Origin of the sequence: Ruminococcus sp. J1101004sp1_RTP21198st1_B9_RTP21198_201120, from assembly GCF_040924245.1 — a bacterium.
GTDB lineage: Bacteria > Bacillota > Clostridia > Lachnospirales > Lachnospiraceae > Blautia_A > Blautia_A faecis.
Window position 1 is genome coordinate 63,874 of the sequence record NZ_JBCOMI010000001.1, and the last position, 19,140, is coordinate 83,013.

The following is a 19,140-nucleotide window of genomic DNA, read 5'->3' on the forward strand; positions in this document are numbered from 1 at the left end:
TTGCGGTTTGCAGAGCAGCCGTTTCGCAAATTCAGGGCTGCATGCAAAGAGGGAAAAACGGTTACAATCAGGATAGCTGCTGGATTCCTGCAATATCTGGTGAAGCCATCAGAGAATAGTTTGTATAATAAACTACAAATCCCGGTTTGGCTCCAGCCGGCTTCTTCACATTCTTTTTCTGGAGATAATCAATCTCTACCTTTGGTGCAGTGCGTCCCTTGGAATAAAAGGCTGCAAGATTTCCTGCTTCTTCAAAGGTGCGGTCCGGAAGTGTGCCGTCTTTTGTCTTTACCACAACATGGGAGCCCGGCATCTTTTTGGCATGGAACCACCAGTCATTTCCTGTGGCAAATTTAAAGGTTAGCTCATCATTCTGGTAGTTGTTTTTTCCTACATAAATATCGTAGCCATCGCTGGAAACATAGTGGAAGGGTTTGGATTTCACCTGCATTTTGGCACCTTTTTTGTTTCCGTAGTGGCGCTTTACATAGCCGTATTCCATCAGCTCTTCCTTGATCTGGGAAAGGTCGCTCTCCTCAGCGGCAATGTCCAGGGCATTGGAGATGGATTCCAGATGTTCGATCTCGCTGGTGGTGTCTGCAATCTGAACCTCCAGAGCTTCCTGAGTACGTTTCAGCTTACCGTAACGATCGAAATACTTCTTGGAATTCTCCTGAGGAGTCAGGGTAGGATCAAGAGGAATAGTGATTTCTTCTCCATTATAATAGTTCACAGCCTTAAAGGATTTGCAGCCTTCTTCCAGGCCGTAGCCGTAGGTGTTGATCAATTCGCCGTAAACCTTGTATTTGTCCTTTTTCTCAGTGTCTTTCATCTGCTTCTGCTGAAGGCTTAATTTTTTGCGGTTGCGGTCAAGGGCAGTCTGGACGATCTTTCGGAGGTCCGCAGATTTCTGACGGATACGGGTGATCACGTCGCGGGAGGCATAATAGGTTTCCAGCATCTCTGACACAGATTCAAAGGTCCGGGTGGTGAAGCCTTCTCCATATTGGGAAAAAGGAAGAACACCGTATTCAACCGGCTCGTCCCCTTTGAAAACAATAACCGGGGTAAATTCTTCCCCACGGATCTGCTCCATTAAACGGGTAAATTCTGTATAAAGCTGCTCTTTGGTATTCTCATCTAATGTCTGGACATCGTCATTTCCATCAATGGAAGCGCGATAGCAAAGTTCCTGAGCCATTACCGGGCTGAAACCGGTAAGCGTCTGATAGAGAGCTTTGGAGACGGCATTGGATCTGCCGCAAACTTTCTCCATGAAATCCTCTCTGGAAATGGTAAGAGGATCCAGCTTGTCCTGAGTGTGGGGGATGAAATAAGGGCGTCCTGGCAGAACTTCACGTACAGAACTTACGTTGCAGGATACGTGCTTGATACTGTCCAGGATCATATTATTATCATCACAGAAGATAATGTTGCTGTGCTTTCCCATCAGTTCCATAATGAGAACCTTATGGCATACATCGCCAAGTTCGTTCAGGTGCTCCAGCTCAAATTCTACAACACGCTCCAGACCAGGCTGGCGTATCGCAGTGATCCTGGCGCTTCCGATGTGCTTGCGGAGAAGCATGCAAAAATTAGGAGCAGTCAAAGGGCTGATCCGGTTTTTGCCTGTAAAATAGATCAGAGGCAGGGAGGCGCTGGCGGAGAGAAGCAGACGCTTCTGACCATTTGCACCTTTTCCGGTGATCAGCAGTTCGTCACTTTCCGGCTGGGCAATTTTGTTAATGCGTCCCCCGGAGAGATTTTTATTTAATTCAGAAACCATTGCAGCAATGGTAATTCCGTCAAAAGCCATAAAAAACTCCTTTCTGCTGACAGGTTACCGGTCGCTCCGTGACCAGTAACCGTGACATGCAGACTTTATTATAACAGCAAAAAAAGGATTTGACTAGGGTTTTAGAATGAACTATAATAAATCTGTATGCGTAGGCAACTGTGAACGGTAACCTGCGTAGAGTTATTGCCTGAATATCAGAGACGATTCTGTTATGCGGAATAGTACTCTTTTCAGACAGTATTCGGAATAAAAATAAAGAAAGAGATTACTATGATAAAAAGTATGACCGGCTTTGGAAGAGCCGAGGTGATTACAAAAGAGCGGAAAATCACCGTTGAGTTAAAATCCGTCAATCACAGATATCTGGATCTGAGTATCAAAATGCCAAGGAAGCTGGTTTTCCTTGAGGGCGCGATCCGGAATCTTATGAAGACCTATATGCAGCGTGGTAAAGTGGATGTGTTTATCACATATGAGGACTACACCTTAAGCTGTGGCGCACTGAAGTATAATAAGGAGCTTGCAGGAGAATATCTTGCATATATCCGTCAGATGGCAGAGGAATTTGGCCTTGAGAACGATGTGAAGGCAGGAGCTCTTTCCCGTTATCCGGACGTGCTGACTATGGAGGAGCAGTCTGTAGATGAGGACGCATTGTGGGCAGTTCTGGAAGCACCGCTTCGTGAGGCCTGCGAGAAATTTGCCCAGTCCCGTGCAAGCGAGGGAGAGAATCTGAAGAACGACCTGATCGCCAAGCTGGATGCTCTTGATGAGAAGGTAAGTCAGGTAGAAGCCCGCTCTCCGGAGGTTGTGGATTCTTACAGAGAGAAGTTGGAAGCCAAGGTTCATGAGCTTCTGGAGGATTCTCAGATCGAAGATTCCCGTATTGCAGCAGAAGTTGTCCTGTTCTCCGACAAGATCTGCAACGATGAGGAAACCGTCCGTCTCCACAGCCATATCCAGGGAATGAAGAAGATGCTGGAGGAGAAGGAAGGCATCGGACGCAAGCTTGATTTTATGGCACAGGAGATGAACCGTGAGGCAAATACCATTTTGTCGAAATCAAGTGATCTGATTATTTCCAATATAGCGATTGATCTGAAGACAGAGATTGAGAAGATCAGAGAACAGGTTCAGAATGTGGAGTAACCTAGTACATCGTTTTCGAAATAACTATACCACTCACTTGTCTGTGAATCCGATTGCACAGGTATAAAAGCCTCGGCGTAGCCCGCTACGCCTGCGTTTTTATACCTGCACACTCGAATCCACATCCTACGTGATTGGTATAGTTATTTACGAAGCGATGTACTAGAGAATCAAAGACGTAAGCTTTCCATATTGACAGAAGGGTGAAAACATGGCAAAATTAATCAATATCGGATTCGGCAATGTGGTGAATTCCCAGAAAATCGTAGCTGTGGTAAACCCGGATGCCGCTCCGGTGAAACGAATGGTTCAGAGTGTGAAAGGTTCCAATTCCCTTGTGGATGCCACTCAGGGAAGAAAGACCAAGTCCGTGATCGTTACTTCAGACCACATTCTGATATTATCTGCGATCCAGCCGGACACGATCGCCCGCAGATTTGCAGAAGTTATAGAAAATAAGGGAGAGGGCCATGAGTAGAGGAGTTTTGGCAGTTGTTTCCGGATTTTCCGGAGCAGGAAAAGGCACCATTATGAAAAGCCTGATGGCGAAGTACGACAATTATGCATTGTCTGTATCTGCCACCACCAGAAACCCCAGACCAGGGGAAGAAGACGGAAGAGAATACTTTTTCCGCACAAAAGAAGAATTTGAGGAAATGATCCGTCAGGATCAGCTGATCGAATATGCCTGGTACGTGGAGAATTACTACGGCACACCTAAGGCTTATGTGGAGGAGCAGTTGTCAGCAGGCAGGGATGTGATCCTGGAGATCGAGATTCAGGGAGCTCGCAAGATCAAGAAGAAATTCCCGGAAGCTGTGCTGGTATTTGTAACAGCGCCCTCCATGGAGGAACTGAAAGAGCGTCTTGTTGGAAGAGGCACTGAGACTGCGGTAGTGATCCACCAGCGTCTTGCAAGAGCTGCACAGGAGGCAGAAGGAGTTGACGAGTACGACTATCTTCTGGTGAATGACCAGCTGGAGGATGCTGTAGACAGGCTTCATAATATTATTCAGAGCGAACATTTCGCCATGAGGAGAAACCTTGGTTTTATCCATGAGATCCAGGCACAGGCAGCAAAGTTTGTGGAAGAATAATCCAAATAAAGAGCAGATGAAACTGCCATAAAATGAAATATCGATTTGCAGATTTATTCACGAAAACACAGTTTGAAACTGCGAATCTTTATAAAAATAATAACAATAATCACAATTTTTGAAAGGAGTATATATATGATCCATCCATCTTATTCTGAGTTAATCGAAGCAATCAATACGAACAATGAGGACGACGATGAGAGCATGGTGCTCAACAGTCGTTATTCCCTGATTCTTGCTACAAGCAAGCGTGCGCGTCAGCTGATCGGTGGTGCAAAGCCGTTGGCAGACAATGTTAAAGGCAAGAAACCTCTTTCTATCGCAATTGACGAGTTATATCACGGCAAGGTTAAGATCCTTCCAGGTAAACATGAGGAAGAGGATTTAGCAGAGATCGCAGGACATTCTGCAGAGGAAATTGCTTCTGAAGAACCTGTAGCTGCAGTTGATCCTGCTGAGTCTGAGGAGAGTGCAGAATAATATGAAATTACTGTTCATTTCCCTTGGATGTGATAAGAATCTGGTAGATTCTGAGGAAATGCTTGGAATGCTTGCTGCAGACGGACATGAGATTGTTGATGATGAGGACGAAGCAGAGGTCATTATTGTCAATACCTGCTGTTTTATCGGTGATGCCAAAGAAGAAAGTGTAAATACCATTCTTGAAATGGCAGAGAAGAAAAAGGCAGGTACCTGCAAGGTGCTGATCGTTACCGGCTGCATGGCACAGCGTTACAAGAAAGAAATTTCAGAGGAAATACCTGAAGTGGATGCCATTCTTGGTACAACCTCTTACGGCGATATCAGCAAGGCTGTAAAGGAAGCCCAGGCAGGTAGACACTTTGAAGAGTACAAGAGCATTGATTTTCTTCCGGATATTTCCGGCAAGCGTATGTTGACCACAGGTGGACATTTTGCATATCTGAAAATTGCAGAAGGCTGTGACAAGCATTGTACCTACTGTATTATCCCCAGACTCCGGGGCGGCTACAGAAGCGTGCCTATGGAGCAGCTCGTAAAAGAAGCCCGGTCTCTTGCTGAAAAAGGGGTGAAAGAGCTGATTCTGGTTGCCCAGGAGACCACTGTATATGGCAAGGACATCTATGGAAAGAAATCTCTTCATGTCCTTTTAAAGGAGCTTTGCAAAATAAAGGGAATCCGCTGGATCCGTATTTTGTACTGTTACCCGGAAGAGATTTATGATGAGCTGATTCAGACTATGAAGGAAGAGAAGAAGATCTGTCATTATCTGGATCTTCCGATCCAGCATGCAAGTGACCGTGTGCTGAAACGCATGGGCCGCCGTACCACCAAGCAGGAGTTGGTGGATATTATTGGCAGGCTGCGCCGGGAGATCCCGGATATTTTCCTTCGTACAACCCTGATCAGTGGTTTTCCTGGAGAGACACAGGAAGACCACGAAGAACTGATGGAGTTTGTGGATGAGATCGAGTTTGACCGCCTTGGTGTTTTCCCATACTCTGCTGAGGAGGATACCCCGGCAGCCACTATGGAAGATCAGATTCCGGAGGAGGTCAAGGAAGCCAGACGCGATGAGATCATGGAACTTCAGCAGGAAATTTCTCTTGAAAAGGGTGAGAGCCGCGTTGGTCAGGTGCTGACTGTTATGATCGAGGGCAAAGTATCCGGAGAGAGTGCGTACATCGGACGCACCTACGGAGATGCGCCGAAGGTCGATGGATATATTTTTGTACAGACTGGCGAACTTCTCATGACAGGAGATTTTGCGAGAGTCCGGGTTACCGGAGCTTTGGAGTACGATTTGATAGGAGAGCTGGAAGATGAATACACCGAATAAACTGACTATTGCCAGAATGATCCTGGTACCGTTTTTTGTATTATTTATTCTGACTGGCTGGGGCGGAGATGCCAACCGCTATATCTGCCTTGCTATTTTTGTAGTGGCAAGTATTACGGACTGGTTTGACGGTTATCTTGCCCGCAAGAATAATCTGGTTACCAATTTTGGTAAATTCATGGATCCTCTTGCTGACAAGCTTCTTGTTTGTTCTGCACTGATCTGCATGATCGAGCTTGACCGCCTGCCGGCATGGTTCGTGATCATTATCATTGCAAGAGAATTTATTATCAGTGGCTTCAGACTGATCGCTGCCGAGAACGGCGTTGTCATCGCTGCAAACTACTGGGGCAAATTTAAAACTGTATCCCAGATGGTCATGATCATTCTTCTGATCCTGAACTTTGGGGGAGTTTTTGAAATACTGACACAGATTTTTGTATGGGTATCACTTGCTCTGACGGTGATCTCTCTGATCACGTATATTGTGCAGAATAAGAATGTAATTTCCATGCAGGAATAAAATAGTCACTGCCCGCGGAATGCTTTTGCGTGCAGTGCGTGTGAATATCTGAATGTAAACCAGCCAGCATCTTTGTAAGCAGAGATGTTGGCCTTTTTCAAACATGCTCTGGAAAAGAGGTATATAAAAATGATTGCAGAACTTGTAGCTGTAGGAACTGAGATTTTGCTGGGAAACATTGTAAACACCAACAGCGCATATCTTTCTGAGAAATGTGCCCAGCTGGGACTTTCTGTTTACTATGAGTCTGTTGTGGGAGATAATCGCGACCGAATGAAAGCTGTGATCGCATCTGCCCTTGACAGATCTGATGTGGTAATTCTTTCAGGAGGTCTTGGACCAACTGAGGATGATCTGACTAAGGAAGTATGTGCTGAGGTAATGGGACTTCCTCTTTCTGAAGATCCTCATTCCCGTAAGCGTATTGAGCGCTATATGAAGGAATATAAGAAGAATCATCCGGACAGACGTGTGACCTCCAATAATTATAAGCAGGCGCAGGTTCCGGAAGGCGCTGTTGTGCTTGATAACCACAACGGTACAGCGCCTGGTCTGATCCTTGAGAAAAACGGTAAGACTGCCATTCTTCTTCCGGGACCTCCTAACGAGCTGATCCCTATGTTTGAGGAGTCTGTTTTCCCATATCTTCGCAAGAAACAGCCGGAGATCATCTGCTCCCAGGTTGTGAAGATCTGTGGAATCGGTGAGAGCCAGGTGGCTGCCGATATTCAGGATATGATCGAGGCCCAGACAAATCCAACGCTTGCCCCATATGCAAAGACAGGAGAGGTTCATCTCCGTATTACAGCCAAGGGTGAGGATGAGAAATCCTGCAAGAAGCTGATCAAACCTGTAGTAAAGGAACTTCAAAAGCGATTCGGCAAAAATGTATTTGCCCTGGATGCGGACAAAACGCTGGAAGAATCTGTTGTGGATCTGCTGAAGGAGAAAGAATTAACTCTATCTCTTGCAGAATCCTGTACAGGTGGTGCCATTGCTGCCCGCATTGTAAATGTTCCAGGTGCTTCCCAGGTGTTTACCCATGGATTTGTTACTTACAGCAACCGTGCCAAGAGAGAATGCCTTGGGGTGAAGAAATCCACGTTGAAAACAGTAGGAGCTGTTTCTGCAAAATGTGCCAGACAGATGGCAAAGGGCGGCTGCGCAGCTTCAGGAGCTGATATCTGTCTTTCTGTTACCGGCCTTGCAGGCCCGGATGGCGGAACCAGTGAGACTCCTGTTGGAACCGTGTTTATGGGTTGCTGCTGCAATGGACATACGGTTACCCGGGAATATCATTTTACCGGAAACAGGACCAAAATCCGTCAGCAGGCTGTTGCCAGTGCACTGGTGCTGCTTCGCGAGTGCATGATGGGAGAAGTTGAGGAGTAAGTTTTCTTAATCGCAGAAAATGCTTTACTTCATCATCTTCATCAGGTTTACCACTTTATCAAGCTTTGCACGTTCCCGTGGGCTTTTTCCCATTTTCAAAACCTCGATGATGGTATTGATTTCATTACTGTTAAAGTTCAGACCGGCATTTCTCCCCTGGGAAGCTGCATTCATAATAAAGGGCAGCAGATCAGAGGGAGATTTTCCGGCTCCTTGCCGGGCCATCTGCTGGAGCATGTCAAGCTTGTTTTTGTCTATATCTGCAAGCTTTGGATTATCCTGCCAGTTGTCATCCATATGGAATCATTCCTTTCTTATATAGTAATGCTGCCAATCGGCGACATGTCCGTTTTGAATGAAATTTTTCTGTTTTTACTGTCGTTCTTCTTCGCAATTATCTTCTGGAGATGGTTCATTCATCATCCTCAGCATTTCTGCCATGGTCATCATATTGGTGATCTGATCCAGAGTCTTTCGTATATCTCCAAAACAGTAGCGGCGCAGGTCGTTTATGACTTCAAGAGGCTGGGCAGGGGCTGCTGCAGCCTGTATATGCATGGCTTCTGACGGCTTTGTAAAAAGAGCGACTGTATTGGAAAGTTCCCTGGCTTTTGCAAAAACGGACAGAAACTGTTGCTGCCTGGGTGGAAAATAGGGGATGAGAGCTTTTAACAGCTGTCCCTGGTCAGTTCCCACCATCTGATCCAGAGCTGTCTGGGCAATATATTCCTGATCCATAAAAATCCCTTTTCTATATCTATGTTGTTGTTATTAAAATATGACGACGGTTTGAAAACGGTGAAATCTTCTGCAAATTGTGACGCACATTCTGCAGAAAGCATTTTTCAAACACGCTCTGACATCTGTAACATATTCTATAGCAGGGGGATGTATGAATTTCCCGCAAAGTCAGGAGGGAAAGTTATGAGAAGAGAAAATGAAAAGCTTATTATAGATGGAAATGCCATATACGAGCTGGATCTGGAATGTGTGCGAAAGAAGCAAGGAAAACAGGAAGGAAATGGCAGGTGTGTGGAGCAGTCAGAAGAAAGAAGGCAGTCCGCAAACCATACCGGGGATTAAAGACAATTTGCAGGAGAGAGTTTCTACCCAGAGCGTGGTTGAAAAAGAAACAAGGAAACGTAAGAATGCTTTTAGAATATGCCTGAAAAAGGGGACAGGGGAAAATTCCCGCTGTCCCGATTTTTTTGAAAAGGACTGAGAAGACAGCCCTTTTTCATATGTGGGAAACTCAGATCAGCAGCCGCAGCCATTCCCCCATCCACCGCAGAGAAGCAGAAGGATGATAATGATCCAGCAGCAGTCACCATTTCCGTTGCCACAGCTGTTGTTGCAGCCAATACCGTTGCCGCCGCATGCGCAAAGAAGAATGATGATCCAGAGAATATTGCATCCACAGGAGCCGTTCCCAAAGGAAAGCCCACATCCATTGTCACATCCGCAGCCATTATTACAACCGCAGTTACCACATCCGCAACCGGATCTTTCCTCGCCGCAGCCACAGTTTGTAGCAGCTAAATCACTCATGCTGTTACCTCCAGAAAATGTTTACAGTTCATCATATGGAGGGGACAGGGGGTGTGTGACAAAGCAGTTGACAGAAAAGAGAAATTTGGCTATAATAAACTGAAACGTAATATTTCTGTAATCTTTGAAAAGAATTCGACATAAAATATATAAAACAAGGATTGATTTGTTAAGAATTAAGTCTGCGAAGCAAACGCTGTTTTTTGTGAACAAAGTTCACAGAAAACCCGAGAATCTCAGCGCGAAATCATGCGAATGCATGATTTCTGTGCATCGCGAAGCGTGTTACTGGTCACGGAGTAAACAGTAACTGTTTGTGAAAAGCAGAGGTGGGAAAGCTTCGGAATTAGTCAGGTCAAAGAGAGGAAAATGCTATGATAAAAGAAGAGAGAAACAGAAAGCAAAGTCTGGCTCTGGTGCTGCTTGTGATTGCCACATTATGTACGGTTTTTCTGATGACAAGGGATGTTCAGGCTGCGAAAGCCGGATTTAAGACTATAAACGGCAAGACCTACTACATAACAGCCAGCGGAGCCAAGCAGAAAGGCTGGCTGACTCTGAAAGGCAAGAAATACTATTTTAATAAAAAAACAGGCGTACAGTTAAAAGGCTGGCAAAAAGACAGTAAGGGCAGAAACATCCGGTATTTTACCAAGGGAAAAGGTGTGATGGCCACCGGTTTTCTGAAGAGCGGAACCGTAACCCGTTATTTCAGACCTTCCAATGGTAAGCTTGTCCGCGGCTGGCTGACCTTAAAGGGTAAGAAATATTATTTTACCAGCGGAACCGGCGCTATGGTAAAGGGCTGGCAGACCACAGCTAAGAAAGAGAAACGTTATTTCAAGAGCAATGGTCAGATGCTTACCGGCTGGTTCACGGATTCTAAGGGATATACCCGCTATTTTAATACTAGCACAGGTATTATGTATACCGGACTTAAGACTGTAGATGGAAATATCTATTATTTTTCCAAGACCAGCGGAGTCCGTTATCAGAAAGGCTTTGGTAAGGTTGGAAGCAAGCGGTATTATTTTAGTACCACAGATGGCAAAGCGCAGACCGGCTGGCTGAGTCTGGATGGAAACAGCTATTATTTTGGAACAACAGGCGTGATGTACGTAAACACTACAGCTTCCATTGGAGGAAAGACCTACGCGTTTGATTCCAATGGTGTTGCTTCCGAGAAACAGGATTCAGGAAAGGATGACAATGACAGCAGTATTACCTTTACCTGGTATGATGAGAAACGTGGCCGCAATTTTACTATTATGAAGGAGCTTAAGAGTCATCCGGGAGTTGCAGATGGAACCAAGTCTGATCTTGATATTCTGGCAGCTGTCTGCGAGGCTGAGGCAGGAGACCAGGGAATTGCAGGTATGAAGGCAGTTGCTCTCTGCCTTTTGAACAGAACTCTGGACAAGGAGTTTCCGTCCAGTGTCCGTTATGTGCTTTACCAGGGAACTACCTTCCCCCAGTATTCAGTCGTGACAAACAACCAGTTGCTGAAACGTCTGAATGGTCAGTTTATTGACCGTGCAAGCGCTTATGAAGCTGCCCAGCAGGCACTTGACAGTTTTAATGCTTATGTGCTGAATGGTACACCGCGTACAGTAAGCGGAATCAAGGCCAAAGATTTTAATTATAAGTATTTTATGATGACTTCTGCATTCTGGAAACAGCCATTGAATTTTAAAAAGGTTGTATATGAGACATACAAGGATCATACATTTTTTGTGGACTGGGTATAAAGGTAGCTATACAGATGTAGAAACAGTATAAATGATAATAGCAAACTTTACCGCGGTGAGTTGCTAAAATACAAAGCTAAAATCCTTGACAAAAACAGACAGCCTTTGTATACTTGCAAGTATTAAATGAGAAAGGCTTTGAAGGGAACAAGTAGCTTTGGAAAGAGCACACAGAGAGCTGCCGGATGGTGAGAGGCGCGTGCAGAGATCCATTGTGAATACATCCCGGAGCTTTGCACCGAACGGTTTTGAAGTGGCAGAGACAGCAGCGGACAGGCGCTTGTGATTGATTGCAGAAATCCAGTAGGCTGTGACGGAGTGGCATACGTTATCATGCCGGGGTGATAATTCTGAAGAGTATTTGAAGACATTTATTTTTGGACAGTATTGTCTGTGGGGATAATCGTCTGGAAGAAATTTTCAGTATGGTCACTTATCGAGGCAGAAAGTGCGAGCTTTCTGTAAATTTAGGTGGTAACGCGGGACCCGGTTCTCGTCCTAAAGGGGCATGAGAACCGGGCTTTTTATATTTGCAGCGGCTTTTTTCGTGAAGAGAGAATAAGCAGCTCATATATCTATTTTACAGGAGGAAAATAAAATGACAGTTTGGGAAGAACTGAAAGCCAGAGGCCTGATCGCCCAGGTAACAGACGAAGATGAGATTAAAGAAATGGTAAATAACGGAAAGGCAACTTTCTATATTGGATTTGACCCAACCGCAGACAGCCTTCATGTAGGACATTTCATGGCACTTTGCCTGATGAAACGTCTGCAGATGGCAGGGAACAGACCAATCGCCCTTCTTGGCGGCGGAACCGGTATGATCGGTGACCCATCCGGAAGAACCGACATGCGCCAGATGCTAACGAAAGAGACCATCCAGCATAACATTGACTGTTTCAAGAAACAGATGGAGCGTTTCATCGACTTTTCTGATGGAAAGGCACTTATGGTAAACAATGCAGAATGGCTGATGAACCTGAATTATGTGGAGCTTTTACGTGAGGTTGGAGCTCACTTTTCTGTTAACCGTATGCTTACAGCAGAGTGCTACAAACAGCGTATGGAAAGAGGCTTAAGCTTCCTGGAATTTAACTACATGATCATGCAGAGCTATGACTTCTATATGCTGTACCAGAAATACGGCTGCAATATGCAGTTCGGTGGCGATGACCAGTGGAGCAACATGCTTGGCGGTACTGAGCTGATTCGCCGTAAGCTTGGAAAAGACGCATATGCTATGACAATCACCCTTCTTCTTAACTCAGAAGGTAAGAAAATGGGTAAAACACAGTCTGGTGCTGTCTGGCTGGATCCAAATAAGACATCTCCATTCGATTTCTACCAGTACTGGAGAAATGTGGACGACGCAGATGTTATCAAATGCATGAAGCTTCTTACCTTCCTTCCGCTGGAAGAAATCCAGGAGATGGAGAAATGGGAAGGCAGCCAGCTGAACAAGGCAAAAGAGATCCTTGCATTCCAGCTTACCGAGCTTGTTCATGGAACAGAGGAAGCGAAGAAGGCAGAGGCTGGTGCCAAGGCACTTTTTGCAGGCGGAGCTGATACAGAGCATATGCCGACCACTGAGCTTGCAGCAGAGGATTTTGACGAAGAAGGCAATATCGACCTGATCAGCCTTCTTGTAAAATCCGCTCTTGTAACAACCCGTTCCGAGGGAAGAAGAGCCATCGAGCAGGGCGGCGTTTCCGTTGACGGTGAGAAAGTGACGGACATCAGACATGTACTTTCCAAAGACGCTCTCACAGGTGACGGTATTGTCCTTAAGAGAGGAAAGAAGAAATTTAATAAAGTATTTGTAAAATAAGATCATAAAAGGGGACCAGATATGCTCTAAATCTGATCGTTGATGCGAAAACAGATTTTTGTACTGGTCCCCGACTTATGCAAAAAATATTTTGACCGTGATAAAGATATATGCTATCATATAAACCATGCAAGCATTCCAATAAGAGGAATGCACGTTATTGTTTACAGTAACGAAAGTACTTCTTTATTGCGTAGGAGGAGAATTGAAATGAAGAAATACGGAGTAAACGAACTTCGAAAAATGTTTCTGGATTTCATGGAAAGCAAGGGACATCTTGTTCTGAAAAGCTTTTCATTGGTTCCACAGGGCGATAAAAGTGTCCTGCTGATCAATGCAGGAATGACACCACTGAAACCATATTTCACAGGAGCAGAGAAACCACCACGTACAAGAGTCAGTACCTGTCAGAAATGTATCCGTACAGGTGATATTGAGAATGTAGGTAAGACTGCACGTCACGGTACATTCTTTGAAATGCTTGGTAATTTCTCTTTTGGAGATTACTTTAAAAGAGAGGCCATTCACTGGTCATGGGAGTTCCTGACTGAGGTGGTAGGTCTGGATGCCAGCCGTCTTTATCCGTCTGTTTATCTGGAGGATGATGAGGCTTTCGATATCTGGAATAAAGAGATCGGAATTCCGGCAGAGCGTATTTTCAAATTTGGCAAAGAGGATAACTTCTGGGAGCACGGCGCAGGTCCATGCGGTCCATGTTCCGAGATTTACTATGACCGTGGAGAAAAATATGGCTGCGGCAAGCCGGGATGTACAGTAGGCTGTGACTGCGACCGTTACATGGAAGTATGGAACAACGTATTTACCCAGTTTGAGAATGACGGAAATGGCAATTATACAACTCTGAAACAGAAGAATATTGATACCGGTATGGGTCTTGAGCGTCTGGCTGTTGTTGTCCAGGACGTAGATTCCATTTTCGATGTAGATACCATCTGTTCCCTTCGTAACCTGGTAAGTAGGATTTCCGGCAAACCGTATGGGGTACATCATGAGGACGATGTTTCCATCCGTCTGATCACAGACCATATCCGTTCCGCGACATTCATGATCTCCGATGGTATTATGCCTACCAATGAAGGACGTGGATATGTACTTCGCCGTCTGATCCGCCGTGCTGCAAGACACGGAAGACTTCTGGGAATTGAGGGCAACTTCCTTGCTACTTTAAGTGCAGAAGTAATTGACGGTTCCAAGGATGGATATCCGGAACTGGAAGAAAAGAAAGAATTTATCTTCAACGTTCTCACCAACGAGGAGAACCAGTTCGGTAAGACCATCGACCAGGGACTTCGTATCCTGGCTGATATGGAAGAGGCTATGAATGCAGCTGGAGAGAAGACTCTTTCCGGTGAAAACGCATTTAAATTATATGATACCTATGGATTCCCTCTTGATCTGACCAAGGAGATCCTTGAGGAGAAGGGCTACGAGATCGACGAGGAAGGCTTCAAGGCTGCTATGGATGAGCAGAGAGAGAAAGCACGTTCCTCCCGTGAGGTAACCAATTATATGGGAGCTGACGCTACTGTATATGACCAGATCGATACTTCTGTTACCACAGAGTTTGTTGGATACGATCACCTTTCCTTTGAATCTCCGGTTACTGTTCTTACCACAGAAGCTGAGATCGTAGATTCCCTGATGGAAGGACAGAAGGGTACTGTTTTCGTAGAGAAAACACCTTTCTATGCAACTATGGGAGGTCAGGTTGGAGATACCGGCGTGATCGAGACTGCAAATGGCAAATTCATCGTAGAAGATACCATCAAGCTTCGCGGCGGCAAATTCGGTCATGTAGGATATATGGAATCTGGTATGATTTCCAAGGGAGAGACCGTTTCTCTGAAAGTAAATGTTGCTGCAAGAAAAGATATTGAGAAGAACCACAGTGCGACACATCTTCTTCAGAAAGCTCTGAAAGAAGTTCTTGGTTCTCATGTAGAGCAGAAGGGTTCTCTTGTAACTGCTGACAGACTTCGTTTCGACTTTGCCCACTTCACAGCTATGACTGCTGAGGAAATCGGTAAAGTTGAAAAAATTGTAAATGAGCAGATTCAGGCAGGACTTGAGGTTCATACCGATATCATGGATGTTGAGGAAGCAAAGAAGTCTGGTGCTATGGCACTGTTTGGCGAGAAGTATTCCCAGAAGGTACGTGTGGTATCTATGGGTGATTTCTCCAGAGAGCTCTGTGGTGGTACCCATGTTGCAAATACAAGCTCCATCATGCTGTTTAAGATTGTTTCTGAGTCCGGTATCGCAGCAGGTGTCCGCCGTATTGAGGCACTGACCGGAAACGGGGTTCTGGAATACTATAAGAAGCAGGAAGCACTTCTTCACGAGGCTGCCAAGGCTTTGAAAACAACCCCTTCCGAGATGATTGAGAAGATCACACATCTTCAGGGTGAGGTGAAGGCTCTTGCAAGTGAGAATGAATCTCTGAAGAGCAAACTGGCTCAGGGTGCTCTGGGAGATGTTATGAATCAGGTTGTAGAAGTAAAAGGTGTGAAACTCCTTGCTGCCAAGGTAGAGGGCGTTGACATGAACGGACTTCGTGATCTTGGTGACCAGCTGAAAGAGAAGCTGGGCGAGGGCGTCGTTGTCCTTGCTGCAGTAAATGAGGGCAAGGTGAACCTTCTTGCAATGGCTACTGATTCTGCACAGAAAGCAGGAGCACATGCAGGAAACCTGATCAAAGCTGTTGCTGCAATCGTTGGCGGCGGCGGTGGCGGACGTCCGAATATGGCTCAGGCTGGTGGAAAGAATCCGGAGAAGGCAGGCGAGGCAATCGAAGCAGCAGCCGGAATCCTGGAAGGACAGATTCACTAAAAAACACTCAAAATTTTGTCAAAAATTTTTGTAAAATTAAACCAAAAGTTGTTGACGAACCCCGAGTGCATGATATATAATAATGTTCGTGCAAGAAAAATACCCAGACAGTTGTATTTTAGCACAATCTACAACTGGAGGGAGGTTAGGTGTGAGTCTATGTCAAACGTTATCGTAAAAGAAAACGAGACTTTAGATAGCGCTCTTCGCAGATTCAAGAGAAGCTGTGCAAAAGCAGGTATCCAGCAGGAAATCCGCAAAAGAGAGCATTACGAGAAACCAAGCGTTCGTCGTAAGAAAAAATCTGAAGCCGCAAGAAAACGTAAATATAATTAATTGTGCGCAAAAATCCCTGGCTGCATTCAGTCAGGGATTTTTAAATCCCGCAATATCTTCAAATTTGGCTCATTGTCTTCAGGGAAGAACTGATTTTTATATATGGTGATATCGCTGGCTGACCACATGTCCGTTTTGTTGCTGACCGGTGTATGAAGGAGAAAATATAAACTTATGATGATTTTGAAAAAAATAGCCAAGCTTCTGTTTAACCGGGTATTTTATGTAATATTTGCCATGGCGGTGCAGCTTGGCTGGCTGTTGACTATATTTCTGCGTCTTGCAGGATATTCCAGATATATGTCTTTTATTCTGGATGTTATCAGTATTCTGGTTGTTCTGAAAATTGTGAATCGAAAGATAAATCCCTCGTATAAACTGGCATGGACGATGTTGATCCTATGCCTGCCAATTTTTGGCCTTGTTTTGTATCTTGTATTTGGACGTTCCAGAATTGCTGCTTATATGCAGGATCGATTTAATGAGATGCTGATGAAGTCCGGTAATCTTTTACAGACAGATCCTGAAATACATGACCTTCTGGAGGCAGAAGATATATCTGCATGCAATCAGTCTGATTATATATATCATAATGCAGGTTATCCTATTCACGGAAATACTACCGCAGAATATTTCCAGGTTGGAGATGACATGTTCCCGGTTCTTGTAAGGGAACTGGAGCAGGCACAGCATTATATTTTTATTGAGTATTTTATAATCCATGATGGAGTAATGTGGAGAACCATACTGGATATACTGGAGAGGAAGGTTCAGGAAGGTGTGGATGTCCGTCTGATTTATGATGACATGGGATGTCTTACCACGCTCCCTCATAAATATTATGAAACCATGAGATCCAAAGGAATCAAGTGTCAGGTGTTCAATCCTTTCCGTCCGATCCTGAATATTATCCAGAATAACCGTGACCATCGGAAATTCTGTATTATTGATGGATATGTGGGATTTACCGGTGGTGTAAATCTGGCAGATGAGTATATCAACCAGAAGGAGCGCTTTGGACACTGGAAGGACACTGCGGTTATGCTGAAGGGGGAAGCTGTCTGGAACATGACTGCTATGTTCCTCCATATGTGGAATGTGATTACCAATAACCGTGAGGATCATTCACTTGAGAAATATCTGCCTCATGTATGGCATCCGGAGGCATTTGAAGGGGATGGATATATTCAGCCGTTTTGTGATTCTCCGCTGGATAACGAGACTGTTGGAGAGAATGTTTATCTGAATATTATCAATCGTGCAAAAAGGTATGTGTATATCTGTACACCCTATCTTGTTATTGACAATGAGATGATGACTGCTCTTTGTCTCGCAGCAAAAAGTGGTGTGGATGTCCGTCTGATGACACCTGGGATTCCAGACAAAAAACTGGTATTTCTTCTTACCCAGTCTTACTACGAGCAGCTTCTGGAAGCAGGAGTGAAAATCTATGAATATCAGCCGGGATTTTTACATGCCAAGTCCTTTGTATGTGATGACGAGATCGCTGTTGTGGGAACCATCAATCTGGACTACCGGAGCTTGTATCTTCACTTTGAGGATGGTGTATGGATCTATCGGAATCAGGTGATTTATGATATTAAAAAGGATTTCACAGATACCCTGGAATATTGTAATCCGGTATCTTTGGAATTCTGTCGTGGAAGAAATATTGCAGTGCGGGCGATGCAGAGTATTCTAAGGTTATTTGCACCGATGCTGTAGAGCGTGTTCAAAAAGGGGTTTCTGCAAATTGAGGCGTATAGATTGCGGAAATGATTTTTCAAACACGCTCTAAACCTTATGCAGAATGAGTATATAGATGATGCCCCTTACCTGCGGCATTGCCATATATAAATCAGGAGGTCAGAAATGAGAAAAGAGATAAAGAAACAGCTTCAGACGATTATGGATCAGGCAGTAAAGGATAATCAGATTGCCGGTATGAATATGATGGTAATAAAGGACGGCCAGGAGGAAGCCTATCTTCAGTGTGGCTATGCGGATAAAGCAAATGGGAAAATGATTGAACGGGATACCATATTCCGTCTTTTTTCCATGACGAAACCGATTACAGCGGCAGCGGCCATGATTTTATTTGAAAGAGGAGTAATTGATCTGGCAGATCCGGTTTCCAGATATATTCCGGGATTTGCAGACCAGATGGTGTCTGTACCTGGCGGACTGGCACCAGTATGGCATAATGTAACGGTTTATCATTTGTTGTCTATGACCAGTGGTTTGACTTATGGCGGAAACAGCAGTGCCGCAGAGTTTGCCGTTGGAAATGTGATGGAAGAAATACATGCACGTCTGAATACAGAGCATCCCATGACAACACTGGAATTTGCAGATAAGATCGGCAGATGTCCTTTGGAGTTTCAGCCCGGAGAGCGCTGGAAGTATGGGGTATCCGCAGATATTCTGGCAGCAGTGGTGGAGAAGGCTTCCGGCATGAAATACGGTGAATTTCTTAAGAAAGAGCTTTTTGTGCCTTTGGGAATGAAAGATACAGATTTCTATGTTCCAGGTGAGAAGCTGGACAGACTGGCCATGACTTATGAGCAGACTGCCGGTGAAATGAAAGAATTCCGTGACAACAGTCTGGGAATCCGTCTTTCCATGGACGTACCGCCTGCTTATGAAGCCGGAGGGGCAGGGCTTGTTTCCACCATTGAGGATTATTCCAGATTTGCGGCTATGCTGATAAACAAAGGTAGCTTTCAGGGCAGACAGGTCCTTAAGCCTGCTTCTGTGGAATATATGACCACCCACAAGCTTATATCATGTCAGCAGGCGTGGTTTGAAAAATGGTGGGAGATGAATGGATATTCTTATGGAAATCTGATGCGTGTGATGACGGATCCGTGGAAGGCACCCTTTGCATGCTGCGAGGGTGAATATGGCTGGGATGGCTGGCTTGGCTGCTATTTCGCCAATTTTCCCAAGGAGAATATGACGATTCTTATGATGATGCAGAAGAAAGATGCAGGGACATTTGATCTTACGAGGAAGCTGAGAAATGTGCTGCTTCTTGAAATGTAATATAAAG

The 19,140-nt window shown here is 44.9% G+C and carries 18 protein-coding genes and 1 pseudogene; 15 read left to right on the forward strand and 4 right to left on the reverse strand.

Features of this window, described 5'->3' with window-relative positions; genetic code table 11:
• Positions 1–67: 67 nt before the first annotated feature.
• A complete protein-coding gene (locus tag AB5618_RS00270; RefSeq protein ID WP_173769075.1) occupies positions 68–1,816 on the reverse strand; it encodes an NFACT family protein in 1,749 nt (582 codons plus the stop codon).
• A 252-nt stretch (positions 1,817–2,068) separates the two neighbouring features.
• Here AB5618_RS00270 and AB5618_RS00275 point away from each other — a divergent pair, with 252 nt between their 5' ends.
• From AB5618_RS00275 to AB5618_RS00305, 7 genes are all read left to right on the forward strand, one after another.
• A complete protein-coding gene (locus AB5618_RS00275) occupies positions 2,069–2,947 on the forward strand; it encodes a YicC/YloC family endoribonuclease (RefSeq protein WP_173769074.1) in 879 nt (292 codons plus the stop codon).
• Positions 2,948–3,158: 211 nt separating this feature from the next.
• Positions 3,159–3,425: an extracellular matrix/biofilm biosynthesis regulator RemA family protein gene (locus AB5618_RS00280; RefSeq protein WP_118578014.1), complete on the forward strand. Its 267-nt coding sequence runs from the start codon at positions 3,159–3,161 to the stop codon at positions 3,423–3,425.
• Complete coding sequence (gene gmk / locus AB5618_RS00285; RefSeq protein WP_173769073.1) at positions 3,418–4,044, forward strand: guanylate kinase; 627 nt, start codon at positions 3,418–3,420, stop codon at positions 4,042–4,044. The genes AB5618_RS00280 and gmk overlap by 8 nt, the downstream gene beginning before the upstream one ends.
• Before the next feature lie 135 nt (positions 4,045–4,179).
• A complete protein-coding gene (gene rpoZ / locus AB5618_RS00290) occupies positions 4,180–4,524 on the forward strand; it encodes a DNA-directed RNA polymerase subunit omega (RefSeq protein WP_173769072.1) in 345 nt (114 codons plus the stop codon).
• Position 4,525: 1 nt separating this feature from the next.
• A complete protein-coding gene (gene rimO, locus AB5618_RS00295; RefSeq protein ID WP_118578016.1) occupies positions 4,526–5,863 on the forward strand; it encodes a 30S ribosomal protein S12 methylthiotransferase RimO in 1,338 nt (445 codons plus the stop codon).
• Entirely contained in the window at positions 5,847–6,386 is a 540-nt protein-coding gene (gene pgsA / locus AB5618_RS00300; RefSeq protein WP_173769071.1) for a CDP-diacylglycerol--glycerol-3-phosphate 3-phosphatidyltransferase, read from the forward strand. Before rimO ends, pgsA begins: the two co-directional genes overlap by 17 nt.
• A gap of 129 nt (positions 6,387–6,515) precedes the next feature.
• Positions 6,516–7,778: a competence/damage-inducible protein A gene (locus AB5618_RS00305; RefSeq protein WP_173715951.1), complete on the forward strand. Its 1,263-nt coding sequence runs from the start codon at positions 6,516–6,518 to the stop codon at positions 7,776–7,778.
• A 24-nt stretch (positions 7,779–7,802) separates the two neighbouring features.
• Here AB5618_RS00305 and AB5618_RS00310 read toward each other — a convergent pair whose 3' ends face one another.
• Together AB5618_RS00310 and AB5618_RS00315 are read right to left on the reverse strand one after the other, a co-directional pair.
• Complete coding sequence (locus tag AB5618_RS00310) at positions 7,803–8,075, reverse strand: hypothetical protein (RefSeq protein ID WP_173715952.1); 273 nt, start codon at positions 8,073–8,075, stop codon at positions 7,803–7,805.
• 75 nt (positions 8,076–8,150) lie between these two features.
• Positions 8,151–8,516: a hypothetical protein gene (locus AB5618_RS00315; protein ID WP_173769070.1), complete on the reverse strand. Its 366-nt coding sequence runs from the start codon at positions 8,514–8,516 to the stop codon at positions 8,151–8,153.
• Between the two features lie 21 nt (positions 8,517–8,537).
• Here AB5618_RS00315 and AB5618_RS00320 point away from each other — a divergent pair.
• Positions 8,538–8,645: pseudogene (locus AB5618_RS00320) on the forward strand (DUF6783 domain-containing protein); the annotation flags it as partial.
• Positions 8,646–8,702: 57 nt separating this feature from the next.
• The gene (locus AB5618_RS00325) at positions 8,703–8,861 is read left to right on the forward strand and encodes a hypothetical protein (protein ID WP_173717738.1); all 159 of its coding nucleotides are present in this window, start codon (positions 8,703–8,705) and stop codon (positions 8,859–8,861) included.
• A 174-nt stretch (positions 8,862–9,035) separates the two neighbouring features.
• On the opposite strand, the gene AB5618_RS00330 is transcribed toward AB5618_RS00325, so the two are convergent.
• Positions 9,036–9,326, reverse strand: coding sequence for a hypothetical protein (locus tag AB5618_RS00330; protein ID WP_118578021.1), 291 nt, complete (start codon positions 9,324–9,326; stop codon positions 9,036–9,038).
• A 374-nt stretch (positions 9,327–9,700) separates the two neighbouring features.
• Here AB5618_RS00330 and AB5618_RS00335 point away from each other — a divergent pair, with 374 nt between their 5' ends.
• The 6 genes from AB5618_RS00335 (at position 9,701) to AB5618_RS00360 (ending at position 19,133) form a co-directional block, all read left to right on the forward strand.
• Positions 9,701–11,074, forward strand: a complete 1,374-nt coding sequence (locus AB5618_RS00335) for a cell wall hydrolase (RefSeq protein ID WP_173769069.1) — start codon at positions 9,701–9,703, stop codon at positions 11,072–11,074.
• 598 nt (positions 11,075–11,672) lie between these two features.
• Entirely contained in the window at positions 11,673–12,902 is a 1,230-nt protein-coding gene (gene tyrS / locus AB5618_RS00340; protein WP_148461974.1) for a tyrosine--tRNA ligase, read from the forward strand.
• Between the two features lie 210 nt (positions 12,903–13,112).
• Positions 13,113–15,752, forward strand: a complete 2,640-nt coding sequence (gene alaS / locus AB5618_RS00345; RefSeq protein WP_173769068.1) for an alanine--tRNA ligase — start codon at positions 13,113–13,115, stop codon at positions 15,750–15,752.
• Positions 15,753–15,911: 159 nt separating this feature from the next.
• Positions 15,912–16,088 (forward strand): 30S ribosomal protein S21, encoded by a 177-nt coding sequence (gene rpsU / locus AB5618_RS00350; protein ID WP_004222305.1) that lies wholly within the window; start codon positions 15,912–15,914, stop codon positions 16,086–16,088.
• Between the two features lie 174 nt (positions 16,089–16,262).
• The gene (cls, locus tag AB5618_RS00355; RefSeq protein WP_118578023.1) at positions 16,263–17,813 is read left to right on the forward strand and encodes a cardiolipin synthase; all 1,551 of its coding nucleotides are present in this window, start codon (positions 16,263–16,265) and stop codon (positions 17,811–17,813) included.
• Between the two features lie 147 nt (positions 17,814–17,960).
• On the forward strand, positions 17,961–19,133 hold the full coding sequence (locus AB5618_RS00360) for a serine hydrolase (RefSeq protein WP_148461976.1): 1,173 nt from the start codon (positions 17,961–17,963) through the stop codon (positions 19,131–19,133).
• Positions 19,134–19,140 lie beyond the last annotated feature (7 nt).